At 51.9% G+C, this 25,261-nt stretch carries 17 protein-coding genes and 1 tRNA gene; 9 read left to right on the forward strand and 9 right to left on the reverse strand.

Annotated elements, in window-relative coordinates; genetic code table 11:
* The first annotated feature begins 155 nt into the window (after positions 1–155).
* A complete protein-coding gene (locus OZX67_RS08670; protein ID WP_277142629.1) occupies positions 156–1,514 on the forward strand; it encodes an MFS transporter in 1,359 nt (452 codons plus the stop codon).
* Positions 1,515–1,643: 129 nt separating this feature from the next.
* On the opposite strand, the gene OZX67_RS08675 is transcribed toward OZX67_RS08670, so the two are convergent.
* From OZX67_RS08675 to OZX67_RS08690, 4 genes are all read right to left on the reverse strand, one after another.
* Positions 1,644–2,183 carry a GtrA family protein gene (locus tag OZX67_RS08675; RefSeq protein ID WP_277142631.1) on the reverse strand — a complete coding sequence of 180 codons (540 nt, stop codon included), beginning with the start codon at positions 2,181–2,183 and terminating at the stop codon, positions 1,644–1,646.
* Between the two features lie 215 nt (positions 2,184–2,398).
* Entirely contained in the window at positions 2,399–3,481 is a 1,083-nt protein-coding gene (gene mvaD, locus OZX67_RS08680) for a diphosphomevalonate decarboxylase (RefSeq protein ID WP_277142633.1), read from the reverse strand.
* A 387-nt stretch (positions 3,482–3,868) separates the two neighbouring features.
* Positions 3,869–5,200 carry a mevalonate kinase gene (gene mvk, locus OZX67_RS08685; RefSeq protein ID WP_277142635.1) on the reverse strand — a complete coding sequence of 444 codons (1,332 nt, stop codon included), beginning with the start codon at positions 5,198–5,200 and terminating at the stop codon, positions 3,869–3,871.
* A 294-nt stretch (positions 5,201–5,494) separates the two neighbouring features.
* On the reverse strand, positions 5,495–7,642 hold the full coding sequence (locus tag OZX67_RS08690; protein WP_277142637.1) for a glycosyltransferase: 2,148 nt from the start codon (positions 7,640–7,642) through the stop codon (positions 5,495–5,497).
* 112 nt (positions 7,643–7,754) lie between these two features.
* On the opposite strand from OZX67_RS08690, the gene OZX67_RS08695 reads away from it, so the two are divergent.
* Both OZX67_RS08695 and OZX67_RS08700 read left to right on the forward strand, forming a co-directional pair.
* The gene (locus OZX67_RS08695; protein ID WP_277142638.1) at positions 7,755–8,582 is read left to right on the forward strand and encodes an ABC transporter permease; all 828 of its coding nucleotides are present in this window, start codon (positions 7,755–7,757) and stop codon (positions 8,580–8,582) included.
* A gap of 10 nt (positions 8,583–8,592) precedes the next feature.
* Positions 8,593–9,909: a polysaccharide ABC transporter ATP-binding protein gene (locus OZX67_RS08700; protein ID WP_277142640.1), complete on the forward strand. Its 1,317-nt coding sequence runs from the start codon at positions 8,593–8,595 to the stop codon at positions 9,907–9,909.
* 304 nt (positions 9,910–10,213) lie between these two features.
* On the opposite strand, the gene OZX67_RS08705 is transcribed toward OZX67_RS08700, so the two are convergent.
* Together OZX67_RS08705 and OZX67_RS08710 are read right to left on the reverse strand one after the other, a co-directional pair.
* Entirely contained in the window at positions 10,214–11,149 is a 936-nt protein-coding gene (locus OZX67_RS08705) for a glycosyltransferase family 2 protein (RefSeq protein WP_277142642.1), read from the reverse strand.
* Position 11,150: 1 nt separating this feature from the next.
* The gene (locus OZX67_RS08710) at positions 11,151–12,755 is read right to left on the reverse strand and encodes a glycosyltransferase (protein WP_277142643.1); all 1,605 of its coding nucleotides are present in this window, start codon (positions 12,753–12,755) and stop codon (positions 11,151–11,153) included.
* Between the two features lie 221 nt (positions 12,756–12,976).
* Here OZX67_RS08710 and OZX67_RS08715 point away from each other — a divergent pair, with 221 nt between their 5' ends.
* Both OZX67_RS08715 and OZX67_RS08720 read left to right on the forward strand, forming a co-directional pair.
* Positions 12,977–14,113 carry a LicD family protein gene (locus OZX67_RS08715; RefSeq protein WP_277142646.1) on the forward strand — a complete coding sequence of 379 codons (1,137 nt, stop codon included), beginning with the start codon at positions 12,977–12,979 and terminating at the stop codon, positions 14,111–14,113.
* 85 nt (positions 14,114–14,198) lie between these two features.
* Complete coding sequence (locus OZX67_RS08720) at positions 14,199–15,317, forward strand: acyltransferase (protein WP_277142648.1); 1,119 nt, start codon at positions 14,199–14,201, stop codon at positions 15,315–15,317.
* A 101-nt stretch (positions 15,318–15,418) separates the two neighbouring features.
* Here OZX67_RS08720 and OZX67_RS08725 read toward each other — a convergent pair whose 3' ends face one another.
* Both OZX67_RS08725 and OZX67_RS08730 read right to left on the reverse strand, forming a co-directional pair.
* Positions 15,419–16,552 carry an acyltransferase gene (locus OZX67_RS08725; RefSeq protein WP_277142650.1) on the reverse strand — a complete coding sequence of 378 codons (1,134 nt, stop codon included), beginning with the start codon at positions 16,550–16,552 and terminating at the stop codon, positions 15,419–15,421.
* A 137-nt stretch (positions 16,553–16,689) separates the two neighbouring features.
* On the reverse strand, positions 16,690–18,768 hold the full coding sequence (locus OZX67_RS08730) for a DUF6020 family protein (RefSeq protein WP_277142652.1): 2,079 nt from the start codon (positions 18,766–18,768) through the stop codon (positions 16,690–16,692).
* Between the two features lie 135 nt (positions 18,769–18,903).
* On the opposite strand from OZX67_RS08730, the gene OZX67_RS08735 reads away from it, so the two are divergent.
* Entirely contained in the window at positions 18,904–19,854 is a 951-nt protein-coding gene (locus OZX67_RS08735; RefSeq protein WP_277142654.1) for a glycosyltransferase family 2 protein, read from the forward strand.
* A 180-nt stretch (positions 19,855–20,034) separates the two neighbouring features.
* Here the strand turns inward: OZX67_RS08735 and OZX67_RS08740 are convergent, their stop codons facing one another.
* Positions 20,035–22,974: an RICIN domain-containing protein gene (locus OZX67_RS08740; RefSeq protein ID WP_277142656.1), complete on the reverse strand. Its 2,940-nt coding sequence runs from the start codon at positions 22,972–22,974 to the stop codon at positions 20,035–20,037.
* 522 nt (positions 22,975–23,496) lie between these two features.
* Between OZX67_RS08740 and OZX67_RS08745 the strand changes: the two genes are divergently transcribed.
* The 3 genes from OZX67_RS08745 (at position 23,497) to OZX67_RS08755 (ending at position 25,234) form a co-directional block, all read left to right on the forward strand.
* On the forward strand, positions 23,497–23,898 hold the full coding sequence (locus tag OZX67_RS08745; protein WP_277142659.1) for a glycerophosphodiester phosphodiesterase: 402 nt from the start codon (positions 23,497–23,499) through the stop codon (positions 23,896–23,898).
* Between the two features lie 444 nt (positions 23,899–24,342).
* Positions 24,343–24,430 (forward strand) — tRNA-Ser (locus OZX67_RS08750).
* A gap of 87 nt (positions 24,431–24,517) precedes the next feature.
* Positions 24,518–25,234: a hypothetical protein gene (locus tag OZX67_RS08755; RefSeq protein ID WP_277142660.1), complete on the forward strand. Its 717-nt coding sequence runs from the start codon at positions 24,518–24,520 to the stop codon at positions 25,232–25,234.
* The last annotated feature ends 27 nt before the right edge of the window (positions 25,235–25,261 follow it).

Below are 25,261 nucleotides of genomic sequence, written 5' to 3' on the forward strand. Positions count from 1 at the left end.
TGAGAGTAGAGAAAAAGGATACTTCTTATCCGTCTGGGGCACAAACCGACTCCCACGAACAATCCGCACGAACCGCTCACGAACGGCCCGGTTTCCCTGCTCGCACACCAACCACAACATTCCCACAACACATCCTGAAAGGAATCCTTAAAGCCATGCGCTTTATACCCGTCTCCGGCATCAAAGACGCCTCCCACCGCCTATTTGGAGGCTATGCCGAACTCTTGCGTATGCCGCACACCGCGCGCTTCGCCGTCGGCTCAGTCATCGCGTGCATGCCCTTCCCCATGGTCGGTATGACCATCACCATTTCCGTGCAGCATTATTACGGCAACTACACGCTTGCGGGCGCGCTGAGCGCGGTGCAGGCCATCGCACTGGCCATCATGAGCCCGGTGCTCGGCAAGCTGGTCGACAAGTTCGGGCAGCGACAGGTCTCGATTCCCACCATCATCGTGTGGGTTGTGGCGGCCACGGCGCTGGTTTCGTGTATTACAGCTCAGGTTCCTTCGTGGATCCTGTTCATTATCGTGCCGTTCATGTCGGCCATTCCGCCGTGGGGCGCGATGGCCCGCGGACGCTGGACGCATTTGCTGCACGGCGACCGCGTGCGCACCGACCGGGCGCTTTCGCTTTCCGGCGTTTTCGATGAGGCGATGTGGGTCATCGGCAATCCGCTGGCCTCAACTTTGGCTGTGATTTCCGGCGTACTCGCGTTTTCGGTGACCGGCATGTGCGTCATCGTCGGCGCGCTGATGTTCCTGACCGAGCTTTCCACCGAACCGCCCTCGCAGACCGACCTCGCCCGCAAAGCCGGGATCTCCCGCAAGGAATATCGCGAGCGCGAAGCGCTTAAGGCCGCCAAGTTGCGCGGACGCGCGGAAGCCGCCGAAGAGAAGGCAGGTCTGCTGAAATCGGGCCAGTCTATCTGGGGACCGGGCCTGATCGCGATGTGCGTCACGTGGTTCGGCCTCGGCGCCTTCCAGTCGGCCGCGAATATTTCCATCATCTCGTTCGCCACCGAGCAAAACATGAAGCAGTACACAGGCTTCGTTTTCGCCTGCTTCTCGCTCTCGTCGATGATCGGCGCGATTTTCTACGGCGCGAAGAACTGGACGATTCCGCTGTGGAAGCGTTTCTATTTCTGCCTGATAGTCGTCAACCTCGGCATCGCCTCGTTCATGTTCGCCCACAATATCTGGACCATCATGATCATCTACCTGATCATCGGCGTCTGCCAGGCCCCGACCTGGATCAACGGCAACCAGCTGATGCTTCACCTCGTGCCGCCGACCCGCTTCACCGAAGGCATGGCGTGGATGAGCGCGATGAACTCCATCGGCGGCTCCGCAGGTTCGGCCATCGCCGGCGCGTTCATCGACCACATGGGTTCGCACGGCGGCTTCCTTGTCGTCACCGTCCTTGCGCTCGTCTCGCTGGCCCTCTCCTTCCTCGGTTTCAAGCAAATCAAGGAAAGCACCGAAACCCCGATGCTCACCCAGGTCGAGGTGTGAAATGAACTAAATGAATTTCGCAGCTCAACTAACGTCGGGGTGTGAAATTCGAAATATGAAATGGCCTCAGCTTTCATTTGGGAAAGTCCGAGGCCATTTCATAATTATCTGAAAATACTCTAAAACCGCTTATTGCCAGCCCTTTGGGGTGTGGGCTATCGACCACTCACCAAGCTTTTGGGCGAAGGTCTTGCGCTTGGGATCGGAGGTCGGAGATACGGAACCTGGAGTGTTGCCGTTCTGTTTGGAATGATCGTCGAGCAGCCATTTTCGGATCACGAAATTCCAGACTGCCACGACCACGGTGGCCACGATCTTGCCGATATTCGTGCGCAAGATATACATCGCATGCTGCGCAACAGCCGCGTTGGCAACCATTCCCAACGTGCTCATCCAAATGATCAGGTCATTGATACCGAGTCCGACCACTGCTGCGGCAAGGAAAATCGAGCCTTCCATCCAGCGGGCCATGTCGGCGCGACGTTTGAACACGTATTTCATGCTCGCCCAGTAATTGAACGCCAGCGAGACCAGGAACGATATCGTGCTTGCGATCACGTTGTTCATGTGAAAAGCGGCGACCAAAAGATTGAGAACGCCGAAATCAATCACGGCCGCGATAACACCTACAATGCCGAATTTCACAAGTTGTTCAATAAGCTTTTTCACAAAAGACCATTTAACTACCCGCGCCTGTCAAGTATCTGCGAGAATGCATAATTACCACTGATTTATCGCATGGAATCGCATAAACAGTCTTCACTGCAACAAAAGCGAATACCATTAATCGAACTCAACGACGAAAAGTTCCCGAAACTTCCTGTATCGAAAATTCCGTAATACTTTTAAGCCTTTAGAGGGTAATCCAACATCGATATGAACGGTTACGCCTCGAAACGCACACCAGAGCCCGGACGATGCACACTGATCTCGCAACCCGGAAGACGGTTCCGCAGCTTGTCAGCCACCTCTTCGGCATCACGACCATCGGTAAGTACCTTGACATTCGGTCCGGCATCCATCGTCGACCACGCGCCCAAGCCGGTTTCACGGATGGAAGCGACGGCGTTCAGCGCGGCCACAGTCTGCGGAAGCCAGTAGAAAACGGCGGGACGCGAGGCCATCATGGCCGCGTGCATACCCAATGCGTTGGCTTCGGTGATTTCGCCCAAACGTTGGACGTCCCCTACTTGAATCGCAGCGAGCGCATCATCCAAATCTCTGCTGCAGGAATCAATCCAAGCATCATAAAGCGGTGAGGTGGCGATGGTGCGGCGCATCGCTTCACGGCTGGAAATCGGCTTCTTTGCACTGGTTATGAGCACCACGATAATGGCCAGATCCATATTGCCGGAATCCACAGGCTCCGCGTATGAAGTTTCATCATCATGTCCGGCATTCCATTTCACCAGTCCACCGAAAACCGAACGGCAAGCGGAACCCGAACCCCGCCGCGCCAAGCGAGACAGGTCGCGCGGGCTCAACTCGAGTCCCGCGGCCTTGGAAGCCGCAGCCGCAAGCGCCGCAAAGGCCGATGCCGAGCTGGCCAAACCGGCTCCGAACGGTACGGTATTAGCGGAAGTTACGCGCGCAGGCAGGTCAAGCCCAGACTCATCACGCACAATATCAAGGAATTTCGAGACACGGGTCAATGCCGGGCCCTCTTGCATCTTGCCGTCGATGGTCAAGGAATCAGTCAAAGGCTGAGTATCGAAAGTATACGGCTCGCCAAATTCGACCGTGGTGCGCGTGGAAAGTCCATTAAGAGTCAACGAAAGGCTGGAAGCCCGCGGAATAATCAAACTCTCATCGGCTTTGCCCCAGTACTTGATCAGCGCGATATTGGCGCTGGCAACGGCAGTGGCCTTCTTCACCGCAATCTGTTTTGCTGCTTCCCTACACGAAACGGAACGCGTCTGCTTCTGCAGCTGCTGCGTTCCTGCCATATCCGATACACTGACCTTCACAATTCCAAGATTCTAACGCGCCCACATATACCACATTGCGAAAACCGCTGACTATCCACTAAACCCGCAGAATCGGCAACTATTCATTGCGTTTGCGACGCAAAACCTGTCTACTGCGTCGCAACCGCAACAAAAAATTGCAGATGAGACGCAAAAAGTGCGGTTAGCGTCACAAACGCAAGGAAAGGATGCAAATGAGACGGAAAAACTGCAATCACCGTCGCAAACGCAACCAACCATTATAAATGGGACGCGACGTTGCATATGAGACGCAAAACAGACGATTAGCGTCGCAAACGCAATGAGAAGTTAATCCGTTTACGCCATTTACGACGCTAGCATCTGCGCAGAGACGCCGTTCAGCGAGATAAGACCAGCCGGATAAGATCAGCGGGATAAGACCCGAGCTCGGCCACTGCCAACATGCGAATCCGCATGCGATACATTTGCAGCATGCACGGATGACGCTGCGTCGAAACAGCCAGCATCACTTAAGTCATCAGGCAAGCCAAGACTTGATTCATCGGATGATTCAACGGCGGACAGTGAGTGAATCCAGACCTCGCGAGCGCCTTCACGCAGTAATGTGCGCTTGACGTTTTTGGCGATTTGTTCGTCGGCAGCCAGCGCAATCAGGCAACCACCCAACCCACCGCCGGTCATTTTCGCTCCGGTGGCGCCGGCCACACGCGCAGCCTCCACCAGATGGTTGACCAGAGGGTGACTGACATTGAGCTCGTTGAGCAATCCGTGCGCGCGGTTCATGCGCTCGCCCAGCATGCACACCGTGCCCAGCTCGAGATCGGTTTCGGAGGCGCGGGCCAACTCACCGAGCTCGTCCATGATGGACTTGACATGCGCGTGGTCCTGCTCGTCCTCTTTGTGGACGTTGCCGACGGCCTCACGTGTGCTTCCGGCGATACCGGAATCGGCAATCACCAGGTAAGCGGGCATATCGACGCGCATTTTCTCGATATCTCCGGACTCGAAGGCGACCAGATCACGCGAGCACGTCGTCGCCGCGTCGAGACCGGAAGGATTGCCGTGCGTGATGACCTCGGCTTCGTTGGTAAGCTTCAAAATCTGCTGCTCGCTCGTCTTGACATCGCAGGCGTCGAGAATCGCACGAATCACCGCGCCTGCGCTGGCCGCCGACGAGCCCATGCCACGGCCCGCGGGGAAGGAACTGTCTGTGACCACGTCGAACGCGAGGCCCGGATAACCGGCGAATTCGGTGGCGACCTTCACCGCACGTTCCAGCCCACCGAATCGGCTTCCAGCATCGGAAAGCGACCCCTCGTAATTCAACGCTTTCAGCGTGCCGACCGGCGCTTGAGAAGAGACGGATTGAGAAAGCGCCAACTTAGAAGACGAAGACAAATTGTCGACAGAATGGCGGAAATCGCTGATAACGCTGTGCTGAGCCTGACCAATGGCGACGTCGACATGCTCCTGCTTGGAATCGCAGAAATTATCGATATCAGGTTGTGAAGTCCGTGAAAGTCGCGAAAGCCGTGAACCCGCGACATCCTGCTCCGAGATCTTTGCATCGCTGTAAATGGCTTCAGCGTTATTTTGGGACGATGCAACCGGCGTGACCCAAGCCCGCATCTTCAACGAGAGCAACGGTGCAGCGACTGCAGGATACCCATAAACCACGGAATGCTCGCCCATGAGAATGACCTTCGCCCAGGTCTCGCCGTATCCCATGTGCACCATCTGCAGCCATCACCTTTCAAAAAACTAAAATGGCCATCAATGCTTCGACATTTTCAGACGACGATAAAACGCGTTTCAAGCCCAAAGCGGACTTGGCGATCGACAGATATAACGTATTACATACCTACGCATCGCATATCGAGTGTCACGCATAACGTATTACGAATCAATCGACCATCACGGTTTTACCATCACCAACATCGGCATTGACTGCCTACTGATTCCCGAGTCTAGAAATCGATTTGTGAACTGTGCGCAAACGAGCGTGAAGATAATGGAAAGACGACGGCAGAATTACGAAGAAAAAATCACACGCCAGGAATCAGGGCTCGCCAAATCGGCGGAACGGTAGGCTTGCGCGAGCGAATCCCAATGCCGCACCAACGATGTGGCGATTCGGTAACATTCACGCAGGTTGCGCCGATAAAGCTTGCTGTCACGTTTCAGCCACGCGGCACCGTTGCCATCCGAGGTGGTGACCAAAGCCGAGCTGACACCGTCGAACGACGGCCAGACCGCATCTTTCGACTTCATTCCCACTTGAGGCGCGGCATCACGGGTGCCGTCCTGCCGCGAAAGCACGGCCTTCATGACTTCCGTCGCCGCGGTTTTGGCGAGCTCACCGCCAGACAACGCCGGACGTCGGTTGTCGAACGTTGCCACAGGGACAGGGAACGTTTCGACATCCTGAGAAACTTCGCTGTCGCTGAATCCTTCACGCGCCGCACGCACTTCCGGCAGCTTGGTCGAAAGCGTATCGACGAGATAGCCTGGCCCGCGCATCACGTCGCGCAAGGCCATGTGGTGAAGCTTCATGCCCGAATACATCAGTTTGACGCCGAGGTGGGCGTCCTCGTACATCATGCGAAACACGTAACGTTTCCCGGCGTTCGGGAAGTGAAGCAGCGCGCAAATCCAACGGTTGCGCTGAGCGTAGTACTCCTCCCAAGTGCGCGAAATGTCCTTGTCGTGCCAGCCTTGGTGCCACACGGCCACTCCCGGAAGCCCAATCGTCGGATAGCCGTGTTCGCGGGCGCGCAAGCCATATTCCACGTCATCGTATTTGATGAACAGTGGCAGTGACAGACCAATCTCGCGGATGACCGAGTTGGGGATGAGGCACATCCACCAACCGCTGTAATCGCAATCGAAACGGGCATGCAGCTCGGGCGAATCACGTAGCGGCGAGACGGCGAAATCGTGATTATAACTGGCTCCAGCCGGAGGGCACGGTTTCAAGCTATTGCGGTCGAAACGCTCCCCCTGCACGTGCAGCATCGTGCGGTCGTCGAGATGGAACATGCCGCCGCCCACCAACACGGGGTGTTTGGCGTAGTCCTCGAACTGAATCGAGCGCAGCAATGATTCCGGCTCCATGATGGCGTCGTCGTCCAGCAGAATCGTGTAGGCACTTTTGCCCGCATCGATTGACTCGAGCATGCCGCGCGAAAATCCGCCGGAACCGCCGATATTGGCCTGCTGGATGTAAGCAAGTTGACTGCCCAAATCCGCAGAAACCTCGTCGAATCCCTTCTGTTCGCAGACTTTATCGCTGCCCTGATCGATGCAGTAGACCGTGTCGAGCCTTTTGCGCAGTTCGCTTTCGCCCGCGACGGCCTTCAGCTGACGCAGGCAATACGGGGTGCGGTTGTAAGTCGTGATGGCTATGGAACAAGTGGGACGATGGCGATTAGCACCGACATATGTATCACTTTCGCCATAACGATGTCCGCCGTTATCTTCTGTGGCACCAGCCGAACCGGATTGGGCACTTTGATTATTCCCGCCGTTTACATCACGGTGCACACAATCGGCTACCGGAACCTGCCAACTCGCATTACGAATCGTCAAAGCATCAGAGCCGACTTTGTCGCCGTCCACACTCGGATGGCAGTATGCATCGAACCAGAAATACCCGCCGTCCAGCAAGCCGGAAAGCGGAATCTCGACGGCTATCTGCGTCCAGCCGTCGCCGCAAACCTCAAGCGTCTTGACCGTCGAGAACAGACCTCGCGCAGTCGATTTGAACACGCTGATTTCACCTTCGCCACGCACTTGCATTGTGAGCCGGACGCAACGGACGTTCGTCCAACGCTGCCAATACGAGGCCGGGAAAGCATTGAAATAGGTGCAGAAAGAAATATGTGCACCGGGCTCAAGACGCGCGGAACGTCGCGAAAGCACCGTGAAATCCGAAAGTTCGTCGCGCGCGGCGCCGGCATCGGCGGTAGCCTCGCGCAACGTCCCGTCAAAACCAACCGGATTCAATGCGCCCACATCGGCACGCTGCAACTGCGAAACGCTGTCGAACACCGACTCCGGAACATGGGGACGCGTCCATCGCACCGCATAGAGCGGCATGACGGACTCCTGATCGTCGACCGGGAACACCACCCGGTTGACCGTCTCCCATTGCGTTTGCGCAGAACTTGCTTGAGCCATAGTCTTCAGTATAACTTCGCGGGGGCAGAATATGCGATAACTGCGTAAACCTTATGCAAAACTGCTCGTTTTCAGAGCATAATCCCATAGTCATTGCTAAACTAAGACGTTTGTGAAGACATTAGTGAAAAAACTCGAGAATAGATACCACTATTCGTGGGTCGTTCTCAAAGAGCTGGTCAAAACCGACTTCAAACTGCGATACCAAGGTTCTTTCCTCGGCATCGCCTGGTCGGTCATCAAACCGCTCATGCTGTTCGGCATCATGTATATGGTCTTCGTGCGCTTCCTGCACTTCACCGACGGCACCCCCCAATATCCGGTCGTACTGCTGATGGGCAACTGCCTGTGGCAATTCTTCTCCGAGGCGACCGGCACCGGCCTACGCTCCATCGTCGATCGCGGCGACATCTTACGAAAAATCCATTTTCCCAATTACATCATCGTCGTTTCCGCAACCTGCGGGGCACTCATCAGCCTGGGAATCAACCTCGTCGTCATTTTGGTATTCGCCATCGTCAATGGCGCACATTTCACCTGGCGCGTGGTGCTTCTGCCGCTAAACCTCATCGAGCTTTATATCTTCGCACTTGGTTGCGCCCTGCTGCTCGCCACGATGTACGTTCATTTCCGCGACATACAGCATATCTGGGAAGTCGTCAGCCAGGTCGTCTTTTACGCAACGCCTATCATCTATCCGCTTTCCATGGTCGAGCACAATTACCCGATCATCGCCAAGCTCATGCTGATGAGCCCGATAGCCCAGACTTTCCAGGACGCCCGGCACAACCTCATCGACCCACAGAACGTGCAAATCATCTGGAGCGAAATTCACAATCCGCTTATCTGCCTGATTCCGTATATTCTTTCGTTCGTATTCCTGGTTCTCGGCGTGTACGTCTTCCGCAAGTACAGCCGCAAATTCGCGGAAATCATGTAGTGAGCGAGGCATGATGACTTCTTCAAAATCAATGGTTTCCAAAACCGATTCATCGGATTCCGCCAAGAATTCGTCCCTTATCGATTCTTTGGGCAAGACCAAAGAAAGCGGCGAGGTGGTGCTTTCAGTCGACCACGTCGGCAAATACTTCAAGCTGCCCACCGAACAGGCGACGGGCCTCAAACAGGCGTTCATCAACTGGACCAAAGGCATCAAAGGCTACAAAAAGCAGCAGGTGCTCAACGACATCACCTTCGACGTGCATCGCGGGGATTTCTTCGGCATCGTCGGCCGCAACGGGTCCGGAAAATCCACACTACTCAAAATCATCTCCGGCATCTACGTGCCCGACGGAGGCACGGTGAAAGTCAAGGGCAAACTGGTGCCGTTCATCGAACTCGGCGTCGGCTTCAACCCCGAACTGACCGGTCGCGAAAACGTCTTCCTCAACGGTGCCCTGCTCGGATTCACCCGCGAAGAAATCGAAGGCATGTATGACGACATCGTCGATTTCGCGGAACTCGGCGACTTCATGGACCAGAAACTCAAGAACTACTCCAGCGGTATGCAGGTGCGTCTGGCGTTCTCCGTGGCCATCAAGGCCCAAGGCGACATCCTCGTGCTTGACGAGGTGCTCGCCGTCGGCGACGAAGCGTTCCAGCAGAAGTGCGACGACTACTTCACCGAAGTGAAAAAAGACCCGAACAAGACGGTCATCCTGGTCACTCACTCCATGGATTCGGTCAAGAAGTATTGCAACAAGGCCATCCTCATCAAAGACGGCGACATCATCGTCAACGGCAACAAAGAGGAAGCGGCCAACCAGTACACACTTGAGAACCTTCAGGCGGAAAAGAAGGAAATCGAGCAGAAAAACGGCCAATATGCCGACGGCCTCAACAGCCGCTGCCCAGTGCTCAAGGTGAAGCCGCTTTCCGGCCAGATCTGCAAGAGTTCCGACACGTTCCGCTTTGAGGTGGAATACGATTTCAACGAGCCCGAGGACTTCTACCTCGCCATTGCGCTGCACGACCTGCGCCGCGGCGGCGTCGCATTCGATACCGGATCGGAAACGCTCAAATACACGGAACACGGGCATCGTACCGTCGAGTTCAAGATGCCACTCAATTTGTTCAACAACGGCGATTTCAGATTGGTCGCTTCGCTGCGTACGCTCTCCAAGAAGAATCCCGACACCACGGATATGGTGGCATTCACGAATGACGCCAATTCCTGCGCATTCGCCATTAGGGATTCCGAGAACAGGGATTACGCGCTGATCAACGACAGGGTCATGCAGATTACCCAGGTCGGTTCGCCGCGCTAAATTGCCGGCAAACTACTCTGTGTCTAACCGTGCCTGCCACATCAGGAGCGATTCCACAAGCATAGTTACACACGAAATACGACCAGATGATACTGGATTCCGGCCACGACCAATTATGGACAAATAAGGCGAGTTCATAGTTCGGACATATCAATTAACTACCGAATATAAGAATGGTTCTGGAATCCTTGGAGATTTCAGAACCATTCTTTTTTTAACGCCGGTAATTTCGGCCAGTATTTCAAGCCAGTAATCAACGGCTCGGCATGTTATGCCGACTTCACGTTACTACGAGAAAACGGACCTACCGTTTGACAGGAACCTGCGGATAATCGACCTGCGGGTTGAAGCCCCAAGCCTCGCGGAGCTTCTTGTAGACCCGCTTCTGCAAGGGCTTTGCCACATGCCCCCGATGCATGTTGTTCCTCACCATCGCAACGAAGCGCGCGTATTGATAAACGCCTTCGTGGTGCAAGTGGAAAGAGCCCTCGTTGCGAGCGCCATACTCGAATTTCCAGATGTTCTTGTCATCGATCATCGAATAGTTGACACCTTTGTTGGAGCCCATATCGTGCAGCACGACACTGTCCATCACCTGGATGCCAGGGCACGCCTTGGTGATGCGCATGGTGTATTCCGCGTCGTCGAACCAGATGAAATATTCCTTGTACGGCAGGCCATAATCCTCCATGACCCAGCGCGGGATAAGCACGGAGACGAAGGAGCAGCGACTAACCAGCGCGATGTTGAGCCCTTGAGCCATAAGCCTACCCCAGTCCCACGTGGTAACCGGATTGTTCATCTCGGAAATCGTACCGTCAATAAACTTGACCAATGAACACGCGAAAGGAATATCAGTACCCATTTTCTCGGAGGCCGCGTCGTAACCGTCCACCAGCTTTTCCAAAGCGTCCGGCTGCGGATAGCCGTCGTCGTCAAAAATCCACGCGAAATCGGCGCCGAGCTCGTATGAACGTCGCATACCAGCCGAAAAACCGCCGGCGCCGCCGACGTTTTCCGGCAAGGTGACGATATCAAGCTGAATCTTGTCGCCAAGCTTGAAATCTTTCTGATACTTTTCCAGATACTTGTCAGTACCATCGGTCGCCGCATTGTTCACGATGATGAGCTGGTCGGGCAGACGGGTCTGCGTCTCCAAGCAATGAAGCACGGTCTTGAGTTTGTCGAGGCGATTGAAAGTCACTACGACCGCGGCTATTTTTCGTTTATCTTCAGCCATCTTACTTGTTCCATCCCTTAAGCATTCGTGCGAACAGGTCATCCGCCGATTCGAGCTGCGAGAACTTCTCCAGCCTGTTCTCTTCAGCCACCCATAGCTGTTTCCGATTGTCTTCGCTGTCGGCCAGATGCGTCAACGCGGATTGGGCATCATGCACCATCTTTGATGTCATACGCCGCAAAAGCCCCTGCTTGGGGACCAGCGTCGACTGCGAACCTACATCGGCGGAAATCACAGGGATACCGGCGGAAAGCGCCTCGATGGTCGTAAGTGTTATGCCTTCGTTGATCGAAGAAACCAACAGCACGTCGGCATCCTCATAGGTCTTTGCCACAGGAGTTGCCATCGAACGCCGTTCCAGAACCTTGCCGAGATTGTAGCGTTTGATTAGGGTATCGGCGAAAATATCCATATCCCCGTTGCCCTGCATGATGAACCGAAACTTGCCAGGACGCGCTTGCTGCAAGGCATGGGCAGTAAGGATAAACGCCTCAGGGCGCTTCTGGCGCACCATGCGGCCGACGAACGCGACAGTCAGGGGCTTGCTCACATCTCTGGGCTTGAATGTCGCCTTTTCGGCATCTGCGGTCAATCCGACGAGAGGGGCCACGACGACCTTCTTGCCATCGAGATGGTGGATATCAACCAGCCAGTGCCGCAACTGCGGCGAAATCACATGGTGAAGATCGATCCATTGGTCGCGTATGGCCGATTCGTGCGGATAACCGCCTCGGAAGAAGTACTCCACGATGTGAAGCGAATCGACAATTTTCGTTTGCGGGAAGTATTTCTTGACCCACCACGCTCTGTCATACATCCACTGGCAATGATGAATCAAAATGCCCCTGATGTCGAAATGCTCGAAAAGCGCACGCAGCAACGGGGCGTCGCCAGGACGTTCCTGCAAAGGTGCGGTAAGCGGAAGCAGCAGCGCGTCATCAAATTCCGGTCTGGTAATCCAAGGCTGGTGGCCGTCTCGGTCGGTAATGACAATCGGGTAGAAACCGGCTTGTTTGACCAGCTTCACGGTTTCCAAGGCCCAGCGTTCCGCGCCACCTGCCTGGAACCAATGCATCGCGATGATGACGGCCTTTCTGGAACCTGCAGGAGCCTTGCCCGGTTTGATCTCCACGACCGGATGATGATGCCCGGACCAAGCGTTCTCCCTTTCCACGGTTCGAGGAATCCATGGCTTGACAGGCTTCCTGCCAAGATATTCGCGGATGCTGCGCTTGGTATCGCGGAAGACGTCGAACTGCGTAGGGAAGGACAGCTCAAGAGCATTGTAAAGCTTGGCCCTAGGACCGTCATTCGGATGCTTGCTTTCCACATCCTTGTCAGTCGCATCATCCGGAGTCAGCAACAAATAGCGAACGCCCGTGTCAATGACCTGCTGATCCTGATCAAAATATTGCGGAGGATATGCGGATCCGGGCTCAACGGTCGAGGTCATGGACAATTCCTCAAAAGGTTTAAGCCCCGCTTCACGGGTGAGTAGACCATTAAGTGTGGTCAGATCCGTCAGCCTAGGATACTGCCACTTCTCCCCCATATACAGCTTGAAAACAAGCGTCCTACCGGGCTGAATCAGCGCGTTGTAGTTCATCGCCCCTACGACAAGACGCCGCAATCTCTTGCTGAGCGAGTCAAGTTTGGCTTGATCGCCGGCGGAAATCCTAAAAAAATCACACATAATGACCAATGATACTCGAAGACGTTTAAAAACGTTCGTTCGCCGGATATAGGTACCAATACTTTGCACTATCCAGATGCAAAACGACAAAATGAGCATTTTGCGCTATGCTGAAACCAATAAGCGAAAGAGGAATGGAAACAACGATGCGTCTAGTCACCAATATGAAACAACGTCTATTGCCCCCCTCCTCGCGCTCGTTCCATGCTTTCGAAACCAGCGCCAACCGGCGAATCGACGGCCTTGAAGCGCAGGTACGCAACCTTGAAGCGCAGACGCAAAATCTTGCCAACCAAAACGAACGGCTCATCTCTTTGGTCGAGAATTTGCAGGAGGCCTCCCAGCAGGAGCATTCCTACGAGCAGGACCGCGACATGATGCTTTACTGGCAGATGTTCCGTCGTGACGGCGAAAGCATCGAGCAAGCACAACTGCGTTTCTTCCGAGGGCTGCCCAAACCGACCGGTATCCACAAACTCTTCCAGGATGCAGAAGCGGCTCTGTTCTCGCAATTCGATGCCCTCTGCCGGCAGCACGACATCCTCTATTGGGGCAGCAGCGGCACCATTCTGGGAGCCTATCGCCATCAGGACTTCATTCCCTGGGACGACGATATCGACGTTTACATCACCCGTGACCAATTGCGCAAGCTAGAACAGGTCACGCGCGAAGACAAGCGTTTCCGGGTCACCGTCCTCTGGGATTGGTACGTTGCCTGCAAACAGATACGTTTCCGTTCCACCGACGAGGACAACCCCTGCTTCATCGACCTCTTCACCCTTGACTGGGCCAAAGGCGACCCTCAGCAGGTCTGGGACGCAGGCACAGAGCAGAGGAAAAGCTTCGTCGCTGAGATTCGCCGGAATTTCAGCGATACCGCATGGCCACAAACCCCGTATCTTCCGAGTTCGGACTCTCTGGCCCCCCGGCTCGAAGCGACGCTCGATGCGCAATTGGACGATCTCAAGGCGACCTGCGACATCCTACCGGAGCAGACAGGGGCCACGTGCCTGGTCGGAGGGCCAGAAAACATCGACGACGCGCATCCGTCCGGGCCTTATCCAATCGAAAAATGGCTGCCGGCTGATCATCTGCCCTTCAGAAACCTCGAAATTCCCGTGCCGAACGGTTGGAAACAATATCTTTCGAGGCTTTACGGCGACTACATGGCCATCCCGAAGGACATCAATTCCCACGAGCACGTCGCCGACGACTATATCCAGTCGCCACAGAGCGTCGCAGCGATGCACCGGCTCATTGACGAAGCCTGAGAATGGGCGCATTTATACTTATCTCTAGATATTCTGTCAAGTATCAAATACGCAATAATGTCGGCTGATCAAGCATTGAGGAATCTTGGAAAAAACTAAACAGACACGCAATCTGAACGTCGAGGTGCTTCGCATTTTCGCCATGCTGCTGATTGTCGCTTGCCACGGGATGCTCCACATTACGTGGATGCTCAATGCAGACCATCAATCCATCTACAAACCAGGATGGAAATCCTCCTTGTTTTATCTGGTTGTGCAATATGGGCAGGTAGGCGTGTCCATTTTTTTCATCATCTCTGGGTTTTTCCTTGTCAATAAGAAATTCAATTGGACAAGAATATTCAAAACATGGTTCCAGATGTTCATCTATGGTGTATTGGTTCTCGCAGGGGTTGTCGCCGCTTCTTTTGCGGTTGACCTCCCTGCGGACATCAGTACTTCGTTCCATGGCGAGGATTTGATTCGCACTGTGTGCGCTACAATAGTCCCGTTTTTCTATGGAACCTATTGGTTTATCACGGCCTATATTTGCATGCTATTGCTTCTGCCATTCCTCAATACCCTATTTGAAAACCTTTCGGAATGTTATATAAATGCTTTCATCGGGATTCTCGCTGTCTTCGGAATCTGGGTCATTTTCTTTGGACGCGCCGGAGCATGGAACGATGTCACATACGCCGTACTTGGTTATATGGTGGGCGGCTGGATACGTAAATATGCCCCTTCACATGGACAATTGCTGAAGACCCGATACCTTTGGATAGCCATTATTGCTACTACGGTTTTCTTGGTTCTGTTTAATCATGTACTTATGAGCGATTCCCAAGTAGTAACGTTGCTTGGCTGGCGTAATCAGGCACGACCAGGAATTCAGTTTCTGCCTATGATTATCGGCGCAGCGATTTTCATTCTGGTCAATAAAGTTGACATGACCCATGTTCCGCACCCATTAGCAATCTTTACGCTCAAACTCGCTGCTTCTACATTCGGCGTTTACCTCCTGCATGAGAATATGTTCCTTTATCACCTCATTTGGCCTGCCGTGACAGGCATATTTCCAGTGCCGCATTCCAATCTGTCGAAGATTTTAATCTTTGCCGCAAGCGTGCTAATCGTCTACGCTGTAGCATCCTTGGTCACATTTGTGCTCGACACGCTTATCGTCCATCCGTTGGAACGCAAAATCCTTGCCTTGAAACACTAAGTCGAACATTCTGCAATCTACATCGCCGGCAGTTTTACGGATTGGGGCAAAGACACATGAATCATGTCTTAACCGGAATCACAGAAGGACGAAGCCCACTATTACTTGAAGGTGAATAATCTGCCAACCACCGGAATTTTTGCGCCCCAATGTGAAACGAAGACGCAAACCACATAAATCAGCAAAACCAGCACCACATTCCAGAACGGCATCAGCCAGCCCGGAAGCACGTTGCCCATCATAAAACCATGATGCTGAAGCTTGCCGATAATCACCAATATCGGCACATGCAGCATATAGACGCCGAATGTGCTGGAACCCAGTATGGTGACGAGTCTTTGGCTCCAATGTGGCACCTGCACGGGTAGCAGGAGTGCAAAAACAAGCAACGCGGCAATGCAGGTGGTCAGCATCAGATAACCATTGGGGTATCCCAAAGCCTCGTATTGTGTGCCTTTGACAGAACGGCCAAATCTATTAATGCCATAATCCAGGCCGAAGCATACCAGAAGCGTCACAACCGCCACAGGAACTATCAGACGGTTCCCCATACGTCCTTTGACATGTTCCAGCTTCTGCTTTGTCGATTGATTCGAGAACATGCCTCCAACCATAAAATAGAAAAGTGTGTACCCATATTTGCCGAAAATGTTGTAGTCATCAATCCCGCTGAATAGTGAGCTGACATCATGATTTGTCATTACGGTCAATATGTTTAACAAATAGGCAAGCGACGGAACGATGATATAGAAGAGCCCGAGAACCACAGTCACCCATTTAAAAGCCGAACCGTAAGAAGAATCATATGCACGTTTTATGAGAGGGTATACCAAATAAACAGCAATCAACGCATTGATAAACCAGAAATGCCCAGTAGGATTGGTGCCTAAGGTTCCACCAAGCATATAGCCCACGAATTCTTTGGCCGTAAACGGGTGCGGACGACTTGCCCATACAAAGAACAAAGCGACCAGCAGCTTCCACAATTCCATGATCACCACCATAACGACCAGCTTGTGGACATGCTTTTTCATATTCAACGGTCTCGGCAGCAGCAATGCACCATTCACCGCAAAAAACAGAGGAATACAGATGCCATCAGGAGCGAGGAGTAAGTCTCCGGCAGCATTATTCGGCCATTCATATGTATAGAAAGAAAGGTGCAAAAGGATGACAAGAATCATTGACAGCGCTTTGGCCAGATCATATCCTGCTATACGTTGTTTGCGTTTCAAAATGTTTCTTCCCACCTTGGTTGAAGACCTTCTGAATGCTCATATTCTATATAATCGCCGATACAGTTTGATGATGGCATCCGCATTCGCCGATAAACCGGTCTATTATTTCTATCCCGATTACCCCTTCTGCCGAACTATTGGTCCGGTCGGCTCTCACCGATATCTTCCATATCTTTCGCCATTTCAGTCGTCTCTGTCGACTGATCCGAACACAAAAAGGGTATCGCCATGGTCAGGAATACTGTGAACAGCAACCCAAGCGTATAGCGATTCTGGTACGCAGGTACCATAACTTGAACCAAAACTTGCATAAGAACGGGAGCAAAGTACATCAGCGACTTCCAACGCTTACGGACGACGACCAGCGCCAAGGCCAACAACGGAACCCAGACTACATAAAGCACCTCTGCTCCAAGAAGAGAAAACGGTGGGATGCGATTCATGACATTGACGAAAGGCTTGCCGAGATGCTCCTGCTGTTTAGAAAGCGTGCAGGTCTTGAACTCAGGCAGCACCTTCACATTGTTCGTTCCGGCTCCGTCCCATCCGCATTTGACAGGTCCGGTCTGATAATATGTTTCACCTAGAACGAAGGGATTACGGACGTACGATATCGCATTGATATAAGAACCGGGATATCGAAACGCCAAAGCAACCCACAATTTGTTGAATGCCGACCTGTCCACTTTGCTCGATGAAGGCTTATAGCCATAATGCTTGGCAAAATCGGCGCTCAACGGGTTCCAATTTTTCTTTGCTTCCTTGATATCGAGAACCTTCGATATGGTATGTAAATCTTTCCGGGAAAGTTGGTCCTGATGATCAATCAGCACCTTGGTGACTTGCTGAATTGGCATAGACAACGATTCCTGAGGACCACCAGGTGCAATATGCAGCGCTGGGAACAATAAGCCTGGAATCAACACCAAGCATATTCCTGCCGGCACCAGCGTAGCGACCAAAGTCTTGAGACGACCACTCATGAAAATCAGCACGATAAACGTGGCACCGGTGGTGATGTAAATCGACGGTTTCTTGCTCAGCCCGGCAAAAATAGCCAAGACTACAAACAGGGTGATGAATTTCCAGCTTACCGGTTTTTCCGACTGCTTACGGTAGATGAATTCCGCAAAGGCGATCGCCCACAAAAGGAAGAGAGGAGCCCAAGTGCTGTCTTTGACGATGACGGTGGAAACCGTGGAGAACGTGGGGACGAGAATAACGAACGCAACACCGCAAACCTGAACCAACGCAGGTATGTTCTTCACTCGGCTGAAGCACCAGGCGAGGCTCAGCACAACTGCAAAGGCCGTAATAATGGCTTGCAAAACGATGAGAATCTGCAAACCCACGACTTCATGGCCCAAAAGCAGCCCCAAGCGATCAAAACCAACATAAATCAGAGTATCGAAAACGGGGTGATGATCCTGAAGTACGTAGCCGTCCAGCCACTGCATCGTCATCGGGTCCCAAATCCTCGAACCTTTGCCTTGGATAAGCTGAAGCACCGTATCGATATTCACGATTACCGGGCCATTTATATATAGAATCGGCAACCAGCAGATCGTCACCAACACGGTGTAAATCGCGACACTGCGTGCATTCAGCCTCAGAGAAGGCACATATCGCTTCAACGTTTTGATGAAGCCTGAAGCTTTGCTCTCTTGATTTTCGTTGGAATACTGAAGTGCATTAATCCCATTGCTGCGCCTATGTTCAAGCGCATCGGTAATCAATGCCCATGCCATCAGCAGTAATGAGCCGACGGCAATCAGCCGAATAACAAAGAAGAACGAAAACGAAGGTCTGTCGAATGGATACGTCCCGCTGGAATACCAAGGAAAACCTGTATGCTCCCCATCCAATGTGGCCCAAGTTCCTGTGAAGCAGACCGTGGCCGATAACAGCAACGCAACTACGGTAAATATGCAACTTTCCCGCAACGAACGTCGCGATATCGCTTGCGAACCTTTCCAATAGAGCATAAAGAAGACAAGCCAGGCCGCAAATGAAGCAAGGGCACCTGCAGATGCAACACCGTTGATGGCGTTGTTCAATATGGCGTGCAAACCTACAGCCTGTTCTACTTCTCCAAGTCCAGGAACTACAAAAATCAGTACCAGCGTTGCCATTAATAAAGATATGACAATACCTAGCAACCCAAAACCCTTACTGTCTCTCCTAGGATGTTCATTGGCTGCTGTCTGCTCCATAACGGCCTCATTATCAAACATAAAATACAAAACTGTTTTTAAAGGTTTATCGTTGAAAACCCATCATCCTGTAAAACTAGCATAAAACATAGAATTCCCATGTCCTCGGGATACCTATTCAGTATAGTGGTTACTATGCTGAATACTCCTCAGACTATCGCCGTGCTACTGCCTTGCTATAACGAGGAAGTCACCATCGGAAAAGTCGTACATGACTTCAAAGAGTCGTTACCTAACGCCGACATCTATGTTTACGACAATAATTCCACTGATAAAACCGCTGAAATCGCCAAAACAGCCGGAGCAATTGTCCGTAAGGAACCGCGGCAAGGCAAAGGCAATGTCATTCGTGCGATGTTTGAAGACATCGATGCCGACATTTACGTGATGGCTGATGGGGACGATACATATCCTGCAGAAGCCGCGCCAGATATGATTTCCAAAATCTCCGAGGGCTACGACATGGTCATTGGTGACCGACTGAGTTCCACATATTTCGAGGAAAACAAGCGTCCTTTCCACAATTTCGGCAATCGACTAGTAAGGGGCTCAATCAATTTTCTCTTTGGTGCATATGTCCATGACATCATGACCGGGTATCGAGCGTTTTCCTTCACCTTTGTAAAAACCTATCCAGTGCTTTCATGCGGTTTCGAAATCGAAACCGAGATGACGATTCACAGTCTTAATAACAACTTACGTATTTACGAGATGCCGATTCAGTATCGCGATCGACCCGAAGGCTCCGTCAGCAAGCTCGACACAGTCGGCGACGGTATCAAAGTTCTTAACACCATATTCCAGATGATTCGGGAGTACAAGCCACTGCCATTTTTCGGAGGCCTCGGTAGTGTGGTCACACTTGTGGGTTTGGGATTCATGTTGAGCGTGATGTTTGACTTCTGGAGGACAGGAATGGTCGCTCGCTTCCCAACGCTTATCGGCGCAGTCATGCTAGTCATTGCGGGGCTGCTATTAATCATCACTGGCATCATTCTTGATGTCATCGCCAAAAACGAGCGAAAGACCTCTATCCTGGATTCCAACAAATTCTCGATGCTTCACCGTATGAGCAAGAGACTTTAAAAATCGGCTTATCAACAAAATCCTATGGACTTGGTAAGTTCACACAAAAGTCTGATATATGAATGCTTAAGAATGTAACGTTCTGGCTTCCTGAATTTTATTTCAGGAAGCCAGAACGATTTACCCATCGATTCTGTGCAGTGGGCATTCACTCATCAGTCGGTTCAAGATAGGTGACAATCACTGCAATGCATACCAACGTTGCGCATAAGTATCGTTACTGTAATAAAGCTGTACAACCGCACCGTTGGCTGTAGAACCTCCATTCACATCAAGGACCAGATTCGTATCAATGGCCGAAACGAATTTATAAGCGTTGCCGTCTCGAACAGCAATCCACTTCTGCGCACGAGTATGATTAGATTGGTATTGCTGCAGACCGACACCTGCCTGATCCGCTCCTCCAGGAACGTCCAAAACTTTCCCGGACTGAGTGTTAGTCAGTGTCACATATCCGGTGGAGTCGTGGCTTATCCGCCAACTCTGAGCACCCGTCCAGTTACGACCATATAGCTGTACACGAGCAGAGTTGCCAAGCGATCCGCCGGAAACGTCAAGCACCTGGGACGATTTGTTTTTCGAACCAAAGCTGTAGACCCCGTCTGAAATTTCCGAACGATGCGCGGCAGCAAGATCATCTGTATACTGCCAGCTCGTCTTTACCGGAGTTAGCCACCACTTCTGAGCAGCAGTGCCGTTACCGTCGTAAATTTGCAAAGCTGCACCGTTTTTGGCCCAACCTCCAGGAACGTCAATTGCCTTGTCTGCAGCACATCCCGAATAGAACGAATACCGTCCAACACCTTGCTGACGAACAAGCCAATGCTGCGAACAAGAATTATTCCGGGAGTACTGCTGGATTGCAGTACCATTGTTTGTAGAACCCCAAGTCAAGTCAACAGCTTTACCCGAATGGGCATTGATGATTTCATAGACGGCATTACCGACCTGACGGAACGTAAACTTTTGCGCATCAGTATCGTTCGACGTATAGGTCTGTATATGTGCACCGTCGGCTTGAGATCCCCACGGAACATCCATCACCATGCTGCCATTGGCGGTAGAAGTGATACGCACATATCCGCTTGGCAAATCAACAACAGTGCTGAACAGAAATTGCTGAGCTCGGGTGAAATTCGGCTCCCATAGCTGCAACCGAGTACCATTCCACGTTTGAGCAGAAGGAAGATCTAGTACAAAGTTCCCTAGCTTCGATTGAATATACATGCCACCCTGACCTGTATTGCGTAGATACCATCGCTGCGCATTACTATCATTTGAATCATATTGCTGAACCGGGGCACCAGGGTATGCATTCCCATTAGGAATATCCAATACTTTACCTGAATCAACATTCCGGATTTCATACGTGCCATCATCGCCATGGCGAGTCAGCTTATACTGCTGCGCCGCTGACTGGTTTGCATCGTACAACTGAATCTTGGCACCAGCATTGTTCGAGCCACCCGGGATATCGAGACCTGCCGAGTCCCTGAGCGATGAGCTGATAAAATATGTATCGTTGGGAAGCGATGAAGCCTGATACGCAGCAATGTTGGGCGCACTGGATACATAATTCAGGTTGCCGAAGGCATTGTGGTCGACGTTGCCGATGCCGTCAATCCAACCGTCGTCGGAATACTGCCAACCGCGATCATTAGAGGAAAAGCCAAAGCCAGTGCGAGCTCCGTAACTCGCCACCCAACGCGTATTAGAGCGTACATCAGGTGTGTTCAAAGCCGTATTCAGATAATACGTATAGGAATAAACTGACAGGTTGTTATAACCGCCCTGCAGCAAGGCGTTCCACCACGTCTTTACAATGCCGTCGTATACCCAAGGATTGGTGGGCGGCGTGTGACCTGTCCAAGACCACTTCTCAAGGTCGTAGAAGACGGGATAGCTCAAATCGCCGGGATTCACCCCCGCTGCACGAAGCTTGTTGACCGTATCATTGCCTTCAGCCTGAGCCGAATTATTATCATATGCATATGAATATAGGTAAATGCCAAAGGGAATGCCTAAACGCTTGCACTCGCTGATGTTGCGCAAAGCCTGGTAATCGTAACGATTGTTCCAGCCGTAAGCGATACGGATGATGGCGCCTTCGACACCCGCATTTTTAGCTGCTTGCCAGTCAATCGTGCCCTGATGTTCGGAAACATCGACTACTCCCTTGGCCTGTTGGGCAAAGAGATTGCCTCCCCGCTCGAAGAATGCCGGAGTGTTGTTGTACCAACCCCAATAGGCACCGTATTGGTTGTTCTGCAAAGCAACGTTGCGCACATTGCCGCCTGTCGTGTGCTTCCCGGTCTTGACGCCCGAGGCGACGCTGGACGTCTGCTTGTTGGTTTCGACGTCTACGGCACCACGCACCTTGGCGGACGCCGAAGAGGAATCGGCGCTATTGCTACCGTTGCTGCTGTTACTGCTACTATTACTTTCGTTGTTAGTGTTACTGCCGCTATTACTGCCATTCGTCGCGTCTGCATCGCCGCCGTTCTTTTCAACGGCTTTCTTGACTTTATTGGCCTCGACCGGAATAAACCGCTTGCCGTCGGTCTTGGCCAGCGGATCAGGCTGCTGATCCGCAGTACCTACCAGCTTCGGGTCCGTCACGGGCTTGCCGGTCTCAACGTTTTTGACCTGGCCATCTGTGGTCACGGCCAGATTCTTGGAAACCACCGTCGCATCGTCCGGCACGGCAGCGCTGACCTTGTCCGGCAGCTTCTGGCTCGGGTTGTCTGGCATCACGTCTTTCGGCGCATTGGCAGCTGGAGAGACCTTTTGATTGCCAATGGTCTGGGTGCTAAATCCACTCTGCTGCCCACCGTTGAGCGTGCTAGACGCCGCCGAACCGATACCGGCCTGGTCGAAACCGCTCAGGTTCGTATCGCTCGCCGCCTGCGCCGGAACCGCAGTCAACGCCAGCCCCAACGCTGGAGCCGCCAACACGGCCGCCAGCTTGGTAGCCGTCTCCACTAACCTGTTCTTCATCTTCCCGTCCTTCGAATAGGTCGACGTCAATCGAGAATCCAACTTGCCCGCACCTGCTTCACTTGCATCACGCAACGACTCCCGGCTTGACATATTTGCCATCTTTTTTGCTTTCGCTTTCATTCTTTACTCGGCGGAAGAGATGCTGTTCTTCATAGCAAGAACAGACTCATCCAACATAATGTAATAGTAATGCTAATTGCGAAAAACCCAGACATACGAACGAAATATTAGCGAAATCATAACAGTTAATCACACTTGATCGAAAATCATCAGAGTGTATTCCATCCCTTTCACTAAATATATTTGACAAATACGTTTGGTCGGCCATATTTTCCACATATTTCTGCCTTATAAATTTAAAACGAACATTTTAAATGTTACCTTCAACACATTTATTCAACGTTAACCCATCAATCAGTTATATTTTGTCGGAATTGAAGCAAATAAGCACAATCGCGACAGATTCCACAAAACTCAGAACCTCGGGCCAATAGTCATGTGCTACACTAAGTGAGTCGGCACACCAAAGTGTCGGAAGGATTCGAACGAGTTGTTCTTGCGAAAGGGATGTTCACTGTAACATTCATCGAACAAAATAGCCCGTCGTCTATTGGCGAGAAAGCCGATAGGAAGGAGTGCATCATGGCAGATGACAAAACCATCGTCGTTGATCCGGCGCTGTATGGCGAGACCGCAGCCGAAAAGACCGCAGAGGCCAACAAGGTAGCCCGGAAATTCGGTATCGGAGACGACGCCCTTGCCAAAGTTGAGGATTTCAAGAAGGAACTGACCGACCATAACGCTTGGGACTTGCCGTTTATGGGCTATATTGACGAGGACGGCTACGGCTACGCCTACGTCCCCGACAAGGCCATCGCGCCACCGAACTGGGATGCGCACGCGGCCTTCAAGTCTCTGCCCTACGATGCACAGACCGCCTTCGCGATCCGCATGCTCTTCACCCACCGCGACGTCGACCGTTATGGCGCCACGATGTTCCTGCACTATGAACGCAACTTCGACATCAAGTTCAAGGAAGACTGAAAACAGTTAATCTTTACGAACGCAAAGTAACGCCATGTTCGCTGGCACTCCTTACCATTGGAGAGTTTCAGCGAACATGGCGTTATTTTGCGTTCATCAACCAATCAAGAAATCACAGAATGAGTGGTTGCACCCCTGAACTTGCACTTTGTTGACGCCAATGCCAAAAGACGCAGTTAACACCATTCATAAGGCACTTTTCGCGCATTAACGTCAGAAAAGCGCACGCTGCATTCCACAAAACGCACTTCCCACACACCACCGTCAAAAAAGTACACGTTGCGTTCCACAAAACGCACTTTTTTGACGCTGGCCCGCAATATCATCGAACCGCCACGCCGACACGAAATTGCTTGCGAAGCTCGGGGGCTCATGGTATCTTATTTAAGTTGTGTGTTGTGAGGTTTGCTTGCAAAAGTTTGCAGACCCGGCAATGTGCATGCTGGAGAATTCGCCTAGTGGTCTATGGCGCACGCTTGGAAAGCGTGTTGGTGTAACAGCCTCACGAGTTCGAATCTCGTATTCTCCGCCAGTAGCTTGAAAGAGTTGTGGTTCAGCGCATTCAAGCCGTTTACAGTGTTCATCTTCATGATGTATCAGTGTTTGGGAGGCAGCTTTTATGTCTCTTACCCTTATTGCCAAGAGTGACCAAGACCAAGAATTACACCTCAGAAAATCGACTCAAGGTCCTGAAATCAGCTTAGTCAAAGGATTCATTCATTCGCTGGAACTTCAGGATGCCAGGAAAAAGCCAAAATTGGCAAAGTTTGTTTTTTTGGAACCGGAAATCGATTCTGGATACCCCGATATCGTTGAGATCCAGATCAATACTGACTTCATCAACAACTGGGTACCCGATCGCAATAAGCTAAGAACCCAGGATTTCAGAATACTTTCCTTCCTTATTCGGTATCCGGGACGAGATGTTGGAGAAATCCACGATTCGCTTGGTTTTAAAAGAACCGACATCATCAATAGTCTGGATTTATTGGAAACTTGCCATATGGCTTACTTGCGTAGCAAAGTCTGGAGAACAGAAAATCTCCATTCCTTCTTCGGAATCCGCAAGCTCATCGCTATTGAAGCCAAGATGAGCGACAATCGAACTGCCATTCATCAGGCATTTCGCAATACACGGTTTGCCTCGCAATCTTACGTTTTACTTGGCGCGAACTCCCCATCGCCCAAAACGGTTGCGAATTCAGAACGCTTTGGGATAGGAATAATAGCCGGCGATCATTTCAAAAAGATAACTGTAGCACAAAAACGTCCCATTCCCGGCAATTACGTGACTCTTCAATTCAACGAATGGATCGGGCGTAAGATTATAGGATAATTATTACCCACGGCACAAAGGAGCGTT

The organism is Bifidobacterium sp. ESL0728, assembly GCF_029392015.1.
Lineage (GTDB): Bacteria > Actinomycetota > Actinomycetes > Actinomycetales > Bifidobacteriaceae > Bifidobacterium.

Excerpts from the sequence above, each read along its gene's own strand:
- OZX67_RS08670 (WP_277142629.1), top strand. The coding sequence starts at position 156 with ATGCGCTTTATACCCGTCTCCGGCATCAAAGACGCCTCCCACCGCCTA.
- mvk (WP_277142635.1), bottom strand. The coding sequence starts at position 5,200 with ATGGTGCACATGGGATACGGCGAGACCTGGGCGAAGGTCATTCTCATG.
- OZX67_RS08690 (WP_277142637.1), bottom strand. The coding sequence starts at position 7,642 with ATGGCTCAAGCAAGTTCTGCGCAAACGCAATGGGAGACGGTCAACCGG.
- OZX67_RS08700 (WP_277142640.1), top strand. The coding sequence starts at position 8,593 with ATGATGACTTCTTCAAAATCAATGGTTTCCAAAACCGATTCATCGGAT.
- OZX67_RS08705 (WP_277142642.1), bottom strand. The coding sequence starts at position 11,149 with ATGGCTGAAGATAAACGAAAAATAGCCGCGGTCGTAGTGACTTTCAAT.
- OZX67_RS08710 (WP_277142643.1), bottom strand. The coding sequence starts at position 12,755 with ATGAACTACAACGCGCTGATTCAGCCCGGTAGGACGCTTGTTTTCAAG.
- OZX67_RS08715 (WP_277142646.1), top strand. The coding sequence starts at position 12,977 with ATGGAAACAACGATGCGTCTAGTCACCAATATGAAACAACGTCTATTG.
- OZX67_RS08730 (WP_277142652.1), bottom strand. The coding sequence starts at position 18,768 with ATGGAGCAGACAGCAGCCAATGAACATCCTAGGAGAGACAGTAAGGGT.
- OZX67_RS08735 (WP_277142654.1), top strand. The coding sequence starts at position 18,904 with ATGCTGAATACTCCTCAGACTATCGCCGTGCTACTGCCTTGCTATAAC.
- OZX67_RS08740 (WP_277142656.1), bottom strand. The coding sequence starts at position 22,974 with ATGAAAGCGAAAGCAAAAAAGATGGCAAATATGTCAAGCCGGGAGTCG.
- OZX67_RS08745 (WP_277142659.1), top strand. The coding sequence starts at position 23,497 with ATGGCAGATGACAAAACCATCGTCGTTGATCCGGCGCTGTATGGCGAG.
- OZX67_RS08755 (WP_277142660.1), top strand. The coding sequence starts at position 24,518 with ATGTCTCTTACCCTTATTGCCAAGAGTGACCAAGACCAAGAATTACAC.